The organism is Paenibacillus sp. HW567 (genome assembly GCF_000374185.1).
In the GTDB taxonomy this organism is placed as follows: Bacteria; Bacillota; Bacilli; order Paenibacillales; family Paenibacillaceae; genus Paenibacillus_AQ.
Genome location: NZ_KB910518.1, coordinates 4,199,397 through 4,212,271, shown reverse-complemented (window position 1 = coordinate 4,212,271; position 12,875 = coordinate 4,199,397). Strand labels below are relative to the sequence as shown.

At 50.9% G+C, this 12,875-nt stretch carries 15 protein-coding genes; 13 read left to right on the top strand and 2 right to left on the bottom strand.

What is annotated here, in order from left to right:
- Nucleotides 1-19 precede the first annotated feature (19 nt).
- The 6 genes from B212_RS0119055 to B212_RS0119030 all read left to right on the top strand — a co-directional run bounded on the left by B212_RS0119055 (nucleotide 20) and on the right by B212_RS0119030 (nucleotide 6,295).
- Nucleotides 20-640, top strand: coding sequence for a GNAT family N-acetyltransferase (locus B212_RS0119055; RefSeq protein WP_019912594.1), 621 nt, complete (start codon nucleotides 20-22; stop codon nucleotides 638-640).
- A gap of 11 nt (nucleotides 641-651) precedes the next feature.
- Complete coding sequence (locus B212_RS0119050; RefSeq protein ID WP_019912593.1) at nucleotides 652-1,224, top strand: TetR/AcrR family transcriptional regulator; 573 nt, start codon at nucleotides 652-654, stop codon at nucleotides 1,222-1,224.
- Between the two features lie 129 nt (nucleotides 1,225-1,353).
- Nucleotides 1,354-2,529, top strand: a complete 1,176-nt coding sequence (locus B212_RS0119045; protein WP_019912592.1) for an ROK family transcriptional regulator — start codon at nucleotides 1,354-1,356, stop codon at nucleotides 2,527-2,529.
- A gap of 45 nt (nucleotides 2,530-2,574) precedes the next feature.
- Nucleotides 2,575-3,546 carry an ROK family protein gene (locus B212_RS0119040; RefSeq protein WP_019912590.1) on the top strand — a complete coding sequence of 324 codons (972 nt, stop codon included), beginning with the start codon at nucleotides 2,575-2,577 and terminating at the stop codon, nucleotides 3,544-3,546.
- 26 nt (nucleotides 3,547-3,572) lie between these two features.
- Nucleotides 3,573-4,532, top strand: coding sequence for a sugar phosphate isomerase/epimerase family protein (locus tag B212_RS0119035; RefSeq protein ID WP_019912589.1), 960 nt, complete (start codon nucleotides 3,573-3,575; stop codon nucleotides 4,530-4,532).
- 29 nt (nucleotides 4,533-4,561) lie between these two features.
- Nucleotides 4,562-6,295, top strand: a complete 1,734-nt coding sequence (locus tag B212_RS0119030; protein WP_019912588.1) for a hypothetical protein — start codon at nucleotides 4,562-4,564, stop codon at nucleotides 6,293-6,295.
- A gap of 118 nt (nucleotides 6,296-6,413) precedes the next feature.
- Here B212_RS0119030 and B212_RS0119025 read toward each other — a convergent pair whose 3' ends face one another.
- Nucleotides 6,414-6,884: a DUF2798 domain-containing protein gene (locus tag B212_RS0119025; RefSeq protein ID WP_019912587.1), complete on the bottom strand. Its 471-nt coding sequence runs from the start codon at nucleotides 6,882-6,884 to the stop codon at nucleotides 6,414-6,416.
- Nucleotides 6,885-7,023: 139 nt separating this feature from the next.
- On the opposite strand from B212_RS0119025, the gene B212_RS0119020 reads away from it, so the two are divergent.
- From B212_RS0119020 to B212_RS0118990, 7 genes are all read left to right on the top strand, one after another.
- Nucleotides 7,024-7,440: a MarR family winged helix-turn-helix transcriptional regulator gene (locus B212_RS0119020; protein WP_019912586.1), complete on the top strand. Its 417-nt coding sequence runs from the start codon at nucleotides 7,024-7,026 to the stop codon at nucleotides 7,438-7,440.
- A 166-nt stretch (nucleotides 7,441-7,606) separates the two neighbouring features.
- Nucleotides 7,607-8,194, top strand: a complete 588-nt coding sequence (locus tag B212_RS0119015) for a TetR/AcrR family transcriptional regulator (protein ID WP_019912585.1) — start codon at nucleotides 7,607-7,609, stop codon at nucleotides 8,192-8,194.
- Between the two features lie 16 nt (nucleotides 8,195-8,210).
- Nucleotides 8,211-8,552: an Asp23/Gls24 family envelope stress response protein gene (locus tag B212_RS0119010; RefSeq protein WP_019912584.1), complete on the top strand. Its 342-nt coding sequence runs from the start codon at nucleotides 8,211-8,213 to the stop codon at nucleotides 8,550-8,552.
- 60 nt (nucleotides 8,553-8,612) lie between these two features.
- On the top strand, nucleotides 8,613-8,825 hold the full coding sequence (locus B212_RS35070; protein ID WP_019912583.1) for a hypothetical protein: 213 nt from the start codon (nucleotides 8,613-8,615) through the stop codon (nucleotides 8,823-8,825).
- A gap of 250 nt (nucleotides 8,826-9,075) precedes the next feature.
- Nucleotides 9,076-9,867 carry a MerR family transcriptional regulator gene (locus B212_RS0119000; RefSeq protein ID WP_019912582.1) on the top strand — a complete coding sequence of 264 codons (792 nt, stop codon included), beginning with the start codon at nucleotides 9,076-9,078 and terminating at the stop codon, nucleotides 9,865-9,867.
- Nucleotides 9,864-10,502 carry a GNAT family N-acetyltransferase gene (locus B212_RS0118995; RefSeq protein WP_019912581.1) on the top strand — a complete coding sequence of 213 codons (639 nt, stop codon included), beginning with the start codon at nucleotides 9,864-9,866 and terminating at the stop codon, nucleotides 10,500-10,502. The genes B212_RS0119000 and B212_RS0118995 overlap by 4 nt, the downstream gene beginning before the upstream one ends.
- A 281-nt stretch (nucleotides 10,503-10,783) precedes the next feature.
- Entirely contained in the window at nucleotides 10,784-11,791 is a 1,008-nt protein-coding gene (locus tag B212_RS0118990; protein WP_019912580.1) for an alpha/beta hydrolase family protein, read from the top strand.
- A 132-nt stretch (nucleotides 11,792-11,923) separates the two neighbouring features.
- Here the strand turns inward: B212_RS0118990 and B212_RS0118985 are convergent, their stop codons facing one another.
- The gene (locus tag B212_RS0118985; RefSeq protein WP_019912579.1) at nucleotides 11,924-12,802 is read right to left on the bottom strand and encodes a glycosyltransferase family 2 protein; all 879 of its coding nucleotides are present in this window, start codon (nucleotides 12,800-12,802) and stop codon (nucleotides 11,924-11,926) included.
- Nucleotides 12,803-12,875 lie beyond the last annotated feature (73 nt).

Below are 12,875 nucleotides of genomic sequence, written 5' to 3'. Positions count from 1 at the left end.
ACAAAGGAGGCGTTCATCAATGGACAATATCTCAATCATACATGGCAAAATCGACTCGGCGGCCGGAGGCAGACTGAACAGCATGGCGCTGGACTATATGGCGTATCCCCTTGTCGGCTCTAAGGACTCAAGCCTGGTGGAGAGCACCCTGCAGAAATTATGGAGGCTCGGGTTCAACCGTTTCAGCCACCGGTATGCTTTTGAAGCGCAGATCAACCAGAAAACACTCGGGCTGGTCACCTGCTTTCCGGTTTCCGTTATGAATAAGCTGGCCTGGCCCACTACCCGGGAGTTAATTAAGCTGCGTAAATGGAAGCTGGTCAAGCACTCGCTTTTAAATTGGCGGGAATTGTGGTTCATGTTATCCTTGAAGGAGGGAAGATTGGATGAATACCATATCGGAAGCCTGGCTACATTGCCGGAAAGCCGGGGAACGGGCATCGGCTCGAAATTAATTCATTTTGCAGAGGAGAAGGCCAGGCTGAGCAACTATGATAAGCTCTCGTTAACCGTGAGGCAAGAGAACAGCGGGGCGGTTAATCTGTACGAGAAGCTGGGCTTCAAGATTACGGATGCCATAGATAAACAGCCGTATCATCTGTATCGTATGGTGAAACCACTTCCACGTCTGTTGACTTGAGGTGCTTGGCTATGGATAACAACGTATATTTGAAGATTTTGAAATTATTCGGGTCCAAGGGCCCGCGGTTTACAACGGAGGATCTGGCAAGAGAACTGGGGACGAGCAAACGTACTGTATATGCTTATTTTTCGAGCAAAGATGAGATGATAGAGAAGGCAATAGATTTTGTGTTTACAGAAATCATTAAGTCGGATACGGATATCCTGGAGAATCAGGAGCTTTCGACGCATGAGAAAATAAAGCAGTATTTTCAGAACATTCCCGACGCTTATTCCATTGGCACCATTATCCGTCATATGGAGGATCTTCAGCGGCACTATCCTAATCTGCACGAGAAGGTGAATCATCATCTGAATACCATCTGGGATGACGTTATTCAGTTGGTTGAAGAGGGGATACAGAAGCAAGAACTGAAAGCAGTGGACACGGTAGTGCTCAAGCTAATGCTGAATGAAACCCTGAGAAAGCTGCTGGATTATGAATTCATTGCGAGGAATCAGGTCAGCTTTGAATCGGGAATAAAAGCGATGAGCGATATTATATTGTATGGTTTGATGAATTACGACCAGACCCAAAGATGAAGACTATTGTGCAACTGACATAGCCCCCGGATAGGCAGGTCAAATACTTGTCCCGGGGGCTAGAAATCTGTCCGGTAAGTACGTATAATTAGTTAATAAAATTAACTAACTATAACAAAGAGGATGATCATGAAATCACAATCTGCAGGTACGCCCAGAGCTATGCGCAGTTTGAATGAAGCGCTGATTCTGGACAAGATTATTACCGGCGGGCCGCAATCGCGGGCGGATCTCAGCCGTCAGATCGGGTTAAGCAAACCGACGGTTTCATCGGCCATCGCTCACTTAATCGGGCGCGGACTGGTCAGGGAGACGGGGAGGGGAGATAACACCCAGGGACGAAAAGCAACCTTGCTTGAGTTCAACACCAAATGCTTCTATGTCATCGGCGTTGACCTGGGAGCTACCCGGATCAGGATCGCGCTGGCAGACATGGGGGGACAGATTTGCCATTATAAGCAGCTTGCAGTGCCGAAAGACAGCATGGCGGATATGGAGTTTGAAGCTTTGCTTGTGCAGGGGATTGCAGAGCTGCTTGAGGAATCCGGGGTTGCATGGGAGAACATCAAAGCCGGAGCGGTTGGAATTCCGGGTATCGTTGATCCTGCAAGCGGCGAAGTATCTCAACTGGTAACACCGCTTAAGGGTCTGGAAAATACGCTGTCACGCACAAGCCTGGCGCGCCTGTTCCCGGTGCCGGTCATGACCGAGAATGATGTGAATCTGGCTGCGCTGGCTGAGCATTCCAGCTCCGGTGAGACCGGGAGTTCCTCACTCTTATATTTCTCCATAGGAGAGGGGACCGGAGGGGGCATTATTCTAGGCGGTCAAATCTTTCGCGGCCTGGGCGGCGGGGCTGGCGAGCTTGCCGATATGAAGCTCGGCGGCGAGCGGCTGGAGGATGTTCTGTCCGCCAGCGGACTGCTGCGGCTCGCCTCCCGAATGGCCGGGGAGCAGGGCGTGGATCAGCATCACTTGCCGGCTGAATTCTCAGGGTCTCCTGAGACCTTGTTCGAAGCGGTCCGAAGCGGGGATTCCTGGGCACAGTCCGTCATCGAAGCTTACTGCGCAAGGCTGGCAGAAGCGTTGACCACTATCTGCGCTGTGCTTGCGCCTGAAACGATAATCCTCGGCGGCGGACTCGGCGGGAACGGAGATGTTCTGCTCCACCGGCTGGAGTCCGGAATAAGCGGCCTGAACCGCAAGCCGCGGCTGCTTGTTTCGCGGCACCGGGAAAAGGATGTCGTTCTCGGAGCCATACAAATTGCGGCTCAGGCGGCGTTCCGCCACATTCGCGAAGCTTAAGGCTGCATTTTATCATATTGGTGAGAAAACGGGAGGTTAGCATGTATGAACATTTATATCGCAGGCATTGATGTTGGCGGAACCAAGACGCTGATTTGCCTTGCTGACGAAGGCGGTACAATTCTTGCGCAGCATAAGCTAGAGACGCGGCTTACACGTGATCCGCAGGTGTTTTTCCAATGGTTATTTGGCGAATTGGAGCAAATCTGCAGGATGAACGGCGGCTCGTTGTCCTCGTTACGCGGCATTGGGCTCGGGTTCCCCGGCGTAATGAATGAATCCACAGGAATTCTTTCCAGCGCCCCTGCCTTGAATTGGCCTCTGGTGGATATCCGCCCTGACATCGCAGCCCATTATTCCGGGATTGTAGTGCTTGACAATGATGTGAACATGGCTGCGCTTGGAGAATATTGTGCCGGAGCCGGGGCCAACGCTGAGAGCTTAATGATGGTGACTGTTGGAACGGGGATCGGCGGCGCTTTAATTCTGAACGGAAGGCTGTACAGAGGCGCAAGCTTTGCGGCCGGGGAGATCGGTTATCTGATTCTTGAGCCGGGCGCTGGGCGTTCATCTGTCCTTTCGGAGAACAGTGAATTCGGACCTTTTGAAATGGAGGTGTCCGGAACGGGGATTGGGCAGAAGGCTGCGGATTATCTGCTTGAGGACAGCAGCGATTCTATGATGCGGCAAATGGCGGACGGCGGGCAGGTCCGGGCGGAGCATGTTTTTGCTGCGGCGGCTGAGGGGGATGCAGCAGCAGTGCAGATTCTGAAGCAATCCTATGAGCATATGGCCGTTGTGATCAAGAATATTTCGATTACCCTTGATCTTGAACGGATCATTCTTGGCGGTGGAGTTGTCGAGAAGAATCCGGGATATGTAGATGAAATCTCAAGCCGGGTGAGCCGTTACGCTCCCCATACGCCGCTGGTGATCAGACAGGCTGAGCTGGGCAATCAGGCCGGAGCGATTGGGGCCATGGCGGCAGTAAGAGACAGGCTCACTGCAAGTAAATAAACCTATTGAAAGCGGGGTTTTCTAAAATGGAATTCACATCTAAAGAACAGTACTCCTTCTCGACCTGCTGGAATATCAAACGCCATGAATCCGGCGATTCGATGATTCACGAAATCAAGTCACTCGGATTTGGCAGAGTTGAGCTTAACTACAACGTGACTTATGACATGCTGAAGACGATAGAGCCGCTTATCGAGCGCGGGGAAATCGGTATCTCCAGTGTGCATAATACGTTTCCGCATGTACCTGATCCTGACTATGGTACGGATTCCGTTCTGCTTGGCTTTGAAGATAAGGAGCGGAGGAACAGAGCAATTGAGCTGCTGGTTCAGTCGGCGGAGTATGCCCACCGCTACGGGGCGGAAGCCGTTGTGGTACACCCGGGAGAGGTCCCTTTTGACTGGGACATTGATCATCACCTTAAGGAAATTTACAACGCTGAGGGTCGTGAATCTTCCGCTTATCAGACGCTCTGGTCTGAAATGCTCCAGCGCCGGGAAGCCTTGAGTGACGTTTATCTCCGGCGTATCCGCGATAGTCTCGAAGAGGTCTGCGAGCAGTCCGCAAGACGGGGCTATGACGTCAAATTCGGGATTGAGACCCGCTCGCGCTGCAATCAGATGCCAACGCTCGCGGAGGCAAGAAAGATCATATCGGGCCTAAGCGGAGCGCCGGTCGGGTTGTGGTACGATATCGGCCACGGCATGATGATGGGACGGATGGGACTCTACGACAATGTGAACGAAGCAAATGCAATGATCAAGGATATTGTAGGGGTTCACATCCATGAAACCATTGGTCTGTCGGATCATTGGTGTCCATATGTGCACAGCGGGGATGCAGAAGGCTTCGATTCCTTCCTGGATATTATTGCACAGGCTCCGGTTAAGGTGTATGAGCTTAAGGCCGTCTGCACTCCAGAGAATATTGAGCAGAGCCACCAGACGATTATTTCTAAAATTGCCCAGCGCGCTGTGAAAGCTTAGGCGCGGGAAGACGGAGGGAACTGTAGCAGATGTTCAAGAGAATAAGCGCTATCAATGATAAGTGGACCGATGAATCGCTTCAGCGTCAAATCACGGACCGGAGCAACCGCTATTTCGGCGGTGTGCGTGATCCATATACCGGTGTTGCCTGGCCGAGTCACACCGGTACGGCCCAGTTTATTGCCGTATGGGCCGCTTCCCTGGTTAATCCTGTGTCGCAGTATCATCACGATGAAGCTCTGCTGGAGAAGCTTCAGGAGGGGATGGATTTCATGCTGCGGTTCCAGCATGAGGACGGCACGATCTCACCGGGCTGGACCAACTATCATTCCCCGCCGGATACGGCGTTCGTGGTGGTTGGCTTAGCCAACGTGCTTACGCTATTGGAGCAGCAGACTTGGGAGCCTCTGGCCGCTGTCACCGAGCAGATCCGGTTATTTCTTCAGCGGACGGTTCCGGCGATGCTGACCGGAGGCGTTCATACCCCGAACCACCGCTGGGTGCTTACCGCTGCTCTCGGCTCCTTGTACCGCATTTTCGCACTGGAGGGCTTGAAGCAGCGGGCGGAGAAGTGGCTTCAGGAGGGAATGGACATTACGCCGGATGGCGAGTGGACCGAACGGAGCAACGGAATCTACAACACAGTCAGTGACATTATGCTCTACTACGCGGCGCAGGATTTGGAGCGTCCCGAATTGCTGGAGCCGGTACGCCGGAATCTGCGAATGATGAAATATCTGGTGCACCCCGATGGTGAAGTGGTCACGGATTATTCGGGACGCCAGGATTTCGGCAGCGTCTTCTCGCTGGCGGATTATTATCTGTGCTACAAGCTGATGGCGGAGCATGACCGTGATCCCGAGTTCGCGGCGCTTGCCGAGCTTGCCGGCAGCGCCGTTACCCATCCGGGTTCGCTGCCGAACAATATCATGCTCGGATTTCTGCTGTATCCGCAAATGCAGGCAGCCGCCGTGCAGCCGGAGGAACTGCCTGTACATTACCGCAAGGTAATCAATGGAGCCTTCAACCGGGAGGAGCTGCTGGGCAAAATCGGGAAAGCCGGCTACGGCGGACCCGTCCGCCACAGCAAGCAGCATACCGAATTCGGCGCTCCGGTTGCCCGCATTCGGAGCGGGGCCACAAGTGCAACGGTAATGACCGAGGCTTCCTCGCATTTCTCACTGCGGCACGGCAAGGCCCGGCTGCTCGGAGTTCAGCTCGCTTCAAGCTTCGAGCCTGGCTTGATTACCATGCAGTCGCTGGAAGAAACGGCTTCGGGCTTCCGCTTAAGCTCCACCGCGGAGAAGGGCTATTATGGACCCGTGCCGGGAGACAAGCTGCCGTCACTGTCCGGCTTCCCCGCCAGTCCCTGGTATCTGCTGCCTCACGGGGAACGGCCGCTCACCCATTCCCAGCCCAGCAAGGTCACGGTTCAAGTGACCGATCACAGCGGGGGATGGGATGTGCACTTTGCCCAGCAAGCGCCGTCGGATGTGCTGACGCAGATTGTGCTGCTGTTCGGCAAGGAAGGCAGCCTGGAGGGAACCGGCATCGTGCCTGTGCCGGAGATGAGAGACACTTCGTTCTGGGCATCCGGCACGATCCGTTATACCGCCGGGGAAGATTGGATGGAGCTGGAGCAGGGGGCTCATGAGCATGAATTGGCGGATATCCGGGGAATGACCTACCCGGATGGCTGTCTGAAGGTCATCGTGACCCTGATTACACCGCTGGATTATACGCTGCGAATCCGCCTTTCCTAAGGGAGAGCGGCGAATAGATGACATGGACATGCAACCCGGAGGCATCCGGTGTGCATGTCTTTTTTGGATAAACGAGGAACTAAGCAGGGAAGCAGCAGAGGGAATTCTCAATGCTCCTTCAAGCGGTTGTAGGATTCTGCACCGTGAATATCCGCATGAACAGGAACCGGGTGAGCGGACCTACTACAATTAATTGCAGCGGCAATGCACAGATGAAATTGAGTCCCGCCGTAGAAAAGTAATGGGCGAGGAAGTTGCCGCTAAATCCGTAGTGTGTTAGTGTCCCGTATAGGGACATGCACAGCACCATTCCGCATACCATGAAGAAGGAGATCGTTAGTATTTTTTTGACCACCGGATCAGTTGGCTTGAGAAGTCTGAGAGCAATTCCTTTGGCTAATCTGCTGACCACGACCACATCCAGAAGCAGGCCGACAAGTAATGCCGGCACAAAGCCGGTCGCCACCTCAATAATGACTCTGCTTGACCAGCCTGAGAATAGCACCACATTGTAAATGCTCATGCCGAGCACCATCAACGTGCACATAATGGCTGTAAAGATAAAAGCTTCTTTTTTATTCTTGCCCATTGCTCAAGCTCCCTTGAAATTTAATTTTGTGACTGCGATGATCATACTAACAGACAATCGAATTATCGTCAACCAAGTTGACAAAAGTCTTTCTGGCAGAAATAAACTACAATGATCTTTATAATTGGAGGCTTTTGTGATGAAGAATTACATACTGGACCTGAATTTAATTGATCTCGTCAGTGAGAAGCATAAGGCTTTGCGGGAAGAGGTGAACAGACGGAACAGCCATCCGTTGAATCAGACGGAGACTCATATTCTGGCTAAGCTTGAGCTTCATAGCATGCTGTCAATTTCGGAAATCAGCAGATTAATCAACATTTCCCGCCAGGGCGCACAGAAATGCATCAACGGCCTGCTTGCCGAAGACTATGTCGAGAGTGTTCAGGTAGAGGGGAATACACGGGATAAGAACATAACGCTGACCGGAAAAGGGGCTGAGGCATGCCGGAGCATGCTGCAGATTAAGCTGGATATGGAGCAGCAGATCGCAAACAGATTAGGACCTGAGCAGGTGGAGCTGCTAAAGACGCTTTTGACGGAGGACTGGCTCTAAGCCGCCCGTTGAACACTGTGAATAATGTGATAGCTGTGGAGGATATGACCGCAAATTTGACTATTGCCGGAAGGACAATTATTATATAATTATGATAGTATATTCTATCAAATGATTGTTTCATCAATCATAAATTGACTTAATATGATCCATAGAGGAGCCGCTGATGAAAAAAGAAATGACGGCAGTCAAACAAACAAGACTTCATTCCATACTGGATGCGGCGACGAATTTACTGATCGAGAAACCGGGTGCGTCCATGAATGAAATTGCCGAGGCGGCAGGAATCGGGATTGCGACATTGCACCGTTACGTGGACAGCAGAGAGCAACTGATGGTTCACCTGGGATTTCGGGCCATTGAGGTGGTAAGCGAGACGATGCGAAGCGTTGCACTTAATGAAGCCAACAGTGAAGCTTACATCCCGGAGCTGATAGAAGCGCTGATTCCACTGGGGGATAAAATATATTTTCTCGCCCATGATGCCTCGGTTAACTATAACCCGGAAATTGATGCCGCGGACCAGAAGCTGAGAGAACCGGTCATGCATGTGATTGACCAGTTGCAGCAGCAGGGTTTTTTACGCTCCGATATGGATAAAGAATGGATCATGAACGTCCTGTACTCGTTGCTATTTTTAACCTGGCAGCAGGTGAAAAGCGGGCACATTGCAGTGAAATCCGCGGCGGCGCTGGTAGTAGACACTTTTTACAAGGGTGTTCAGACGAAGTCAGTTCAAGAGGCCAAGCGATAAACAGGAGGGGATTGTCATGTTGATTCAAAATATGCTGGGGAGCATCACCATTTCCAAAGAGGCGGTAACCAACATCATCGGCAAGGCAGCAGCAGGCACCGGCGGGATTGCTTCCATGTCCACAGGCATGGTCGAAGAAATTACCAGAAAGCTGAGCGGAACAGCCCTTCAAAGCGGCATTGAGCTTAGCGCTACAGAATCGGGACTCGATATTAATCTGAGAATTGTCGTGCAGTATGGCGTAAGAATGAATGAGGTGTGCAAGGAATTGCAGATGAATGTCCGGGAAGACGTTGAGAAGCTCGCCGGACTGTCCGCCCGGAGTGTAAATGTGAAAGTAGAGAAATGCATCGTATGAATATCCTGGTCACCTTAAATGCCGGTTACCTCAAGCCGCTGAAGGTGATGCTGAAAATCCATGATCGTGAATAATCCCGGTGAGGATTTTGCCATTTATCTGATGCATTCCAGCATGGGACCGGAGAAGCTTGAGTCCACTAGATCAGCATCAGAGCCTGTGGGCGAAATTATACATACAGGGGTGGGTGAAGAGAAACCGCAGCAGCGAAGTCGGCTCCATACGGACCGGAGAGCCGTTATTTTCAAGCAAACGCCACTTTTTGCGACTTAACGGACCGAGGGGACCTTATGGTCACTCCAAGGAATGTTTAGGCGCGGAATATTTCATCATAAGGTCCGTGGTGTCCGTAACTTATCCAAGCCGTGACTCTCATCCGAATGAAGCGCACCTCAGTCCGTAACGCCAGCTCGATTATTCATTGTTGGGGCTTTTTTGTCATGCCGCATTTTCCTGCTTGACCTTAGGTCTGACCTAAGGTGTATCTTGGAGTTAGGGCAGTTGCAGCGAAGGAGTGGGAAGAATGAAAAGTGAGATCACAATCAGTGAGCTAGCCAAGCTAATGAATGTGTCTGTGCATCAGATCCGTTATTTCGAGGAAAAAGAAGTGCTGATGCCTTCCTATACGGGCGATAATCAGTATCGAATGTACGGCATCGAGCAAATCTATCAACTGGCGCATATTCTGTTATTGCGTAAGCTGGGCCTGTCCGTGCAGTCGATCAAAGAATGCATGACGAGCTTTGGGCCGGAGCAGGTCCGGCAGGTGCTTCAGACCTCTTTGGCCGAAACGAATGCGGAAATCCTCCGGCTGCAGTCGCTTCAACGGTTTATCAGCAAGGTCCTTCATGAACACAAGGACTTCAGCCAAGAGAACACCGCTTACCAGGTGAAGTGGCGGGAACCGGTGAACTTGATGTTCTGGTTCGAGATGAGCTCACAATCTACGCTGCATGCCAGAGAGCTGGCGGGACAAGCCGGGCAGATTGCCAATCTGTTCGAAACGGACATTCACTTTGTATACGATGGTGCGGGCAACGTTTCACTGTATACGGAGGTCCGGGAGCAGGGCAGCCGGGTCTTGCCTGCGGGAGAGTATCTCATCTCCCAATTCGCAATTGAGCATGAAGCTGAGCTTGACCGGCAGATTGCGCGGTTCTATGACTATGCAGCAGCGCAATCCTATGCTGTGACAGGGCCGCTTGTTCTGATCGAGAAATCGTATCTCTCCCTGTTCAGTCAGGATAAGCTTCATTACGAGCTGCTGCTGCAGCTTGAAGCGGGCGTACCTGCCGAAGAGGGGAGTGCACCGTGACGAGCGCTCCTATCACCATTGAACCGATGGAGGCCAAATATAACCGGGAGGTCAGCTACCTGATTGCGGACGGGTTCAGCAGCAAGTTTGGCCGCTTGTCGAGGCTTGCCCATAACGAGCTGGCGCTATTTTTCGAAAGGCTGCTGGATGTCTTCCCGGAAGAAACCGCCAGTCAAAGAATGGTGGCGCTTCAGGAAGGAACGGTCATTGGAACCTTGTCCATCCAGTGGCAGCCGGGAGCAGGTGCGGGTGATGCTGCGGCCCGTTCTCTCACCAAATTTCAGCTAACAGAGGAAATGAATCAGTTCGGAAAATGGAAGGTGCTGAAGCTGGCAGCCGCTTTGTATTTCCTGAACCATAAGCCGCAGGCCGGAGAATGTTATATTGCCGATCTTTCCGTTCATACCTGGCATCGCGGGAAAGGGGTAGGCAAGCTGCTGCTGCAATGGGCGCACCAATACGCTGTGGGACAGCCATTGCTCAATTATCTGAGCCTGCACGTTTCCGGCAGCAATCAAGGCGCCAAACGCCTGTATGAGCAGCAATCCTTCCGCACCCATGAGAAGGAGATCAGCCTGCTGAGTTACGTTCTTTTTCATGAATGGAAGTGGGACTATATGATTTTGAAATTTTAGCTATAAGTTGAACTTGAAAAATCATAAAAAAGGTAGGCATGCGGAGGGGAAGTTTGGATACTTATGGGGCGTCAGCGTCCGCCTGAGAGCTTTCCGTAGGAAAGCTGGCCGTATGATTAGGCTATGTTTGGATTTCTACCGCGTCAGCGGTTTCAATCAGGAAATCCAAGCACAACAGCGGCCGGAAGTCCTAACATTCCCCGCAGTCATGACCAGCCCCCAATATATAAATACATGGTTCAACTTATACAGCATGAACTTTATTCTTGGAGGAAGCATCTATGAAAAGAAAAATTGGCATAACGCTCATCGGTATGATGTTGATATGTATAGGGGCAGTGCTCTACATACTGAAGCAAAACAGCTTTGACATGGTGGAGGAATCCATTGAGATCCCCTCCCCTCAGGGTAAATTGACAGGTACGCTTGTCCTGCCCAAGAAGGAGTCCGGCAAGCTGGGATTGGTGCTGTTCATTCATGGCGACGGTCCAATCAATGCTTCGCATGAGGAAGGGTATAAGCCGCTATGGGAGAAGCTTGCTTTCCAAGGGTATGCTTCCCTGTCTCTGAACAAGCGGGGCATTGACGGCTCTGAAGGGAACTGGCTCGATCAGAGCATTGACGACCGTGTAGAGGAAGCCCGCCAGGCGCTGGCCTGGGCCAGAATGCAGCCGATGATTGACGATACGCGTATCGGTGTATGGGGAGCAAGTCAAGCGGGATGGGTCATTCCGAAGCTTGCGGGGAAAGAACCGCTTGCCTTCAGCATTCTGGTATCCCCTGCCATCAACTGGCTGACCCAGGGCGAATATAACACCCGCGGGCAAATGGCAAAGGACGGACACTCTGAGGCGGAAATTTCCAAGCAAATCGCGTATGAACGGCAATTGAAGGAGCTTTTGAAGAAGGGCGCATCCTATGAAGAATATGCAGCCGCAGCGCATAAGGATGATGTGATGTCCAACGAACGCTGGACCTTTGTCAGCAAGAACTTCAGGGCCGATGCAACCGCCGATCTGCATAACTTCAATTCTCCCGTGCTCCTCCTCCTGGGGGATAAGGATATCAATGTGGATTGGAAGGAGACGGAACAGGTGTACCGGAAAGAGGTGAACCCTTCATCCTTGCTGTCGGTCAAGGTGTTTGCAGATACAGAGCATTCCATGCTGACGACCCAGACCGCAAATTCCGAATTCCGCGCCTTGCTCATCAGCCTGTTCGCGCCGAGAAAAATTACAGTGAACGGCTACATGGAGCAAATTGCACAGTTTCTGAAGGCGCTGCCTTGAAAAGCTTTAATTTCTAAAATACAACGATACATGCAAATAAAAATATCCCCTTCAAGTAGACGCTCTAAAAAACTTGTGTGGTACCATGAGGAGACGAGTGAACTTGGAGGGGAGTTCCATTTTGTCATAATATTAATATCTTAATTTACTAAAGCATTGGGACAATACCATAATTAAGGTTTGATGGTCATACTTTTGTCTCCGTAAATTGCCCTCCAGAATTTTGTGAGCCCATACTAAGCATTTATTGTAGTGCTCGGGTTCATACACACGTATTCTAAAATGGCAAAAATCCAAGTGAATCTGGTACTCCTCAGCCGAGGGTTCAATGCCGAGCAGACGTAATTGATCTCTGCGAATGGTTTCGGTTTGTATTTCTTGTGCATATCGGTGAATACTTGATATCTGATTGGGATGCTGTCTGTATATGTGCAACACATCAGGAAGATTCACTAACTGCGTAACTTCCGCTAGGCGATTCCATATTTCATAATCCTCGGCATGATAATAATACAAATACCTGATCCCGTGGTTCTCCAGTACGGATTTTCGGATCATAACGGTTGGATGAACGATTGAACAGTGGAATAACTGCCAGCATCTGATCTCCTCATGGTTCAAAGGCTTAGTGGTAACACCATCTATTCCCAGGAAACGAACCTGAGAACCGCAAACCCCGCAATGCTGATGAATGTCCATAAATGTCACTTGACGTTCTAAACGGTGGGGCAGAGCGATATCATCACCATCCATTCGGGCAATATACTCACCCGTGCATAAGTCAATGCCTTGATTTAAGGACTCAATTAATCCCAGGTTTATCGGATGCTCAATCACTCTTATCCGGCTGTCATTGAATTTTCTGATAATATCCAAGGTTCCATCCATTGATCCGTCATCAATAATAAGAAATTCGAAATCCTGATAGGTTTGCGTTAATATACTGCAGATTGCTTCTTCAATATACGGAGCCATATTATAAACCGGCATGAGAACTGATATTTTGGCCAATACCCTCACCGCCCATCTGTCTATTCAGAATTATTGTATGTGAGATACGTGCTCTATGAACTGTATACTTGTC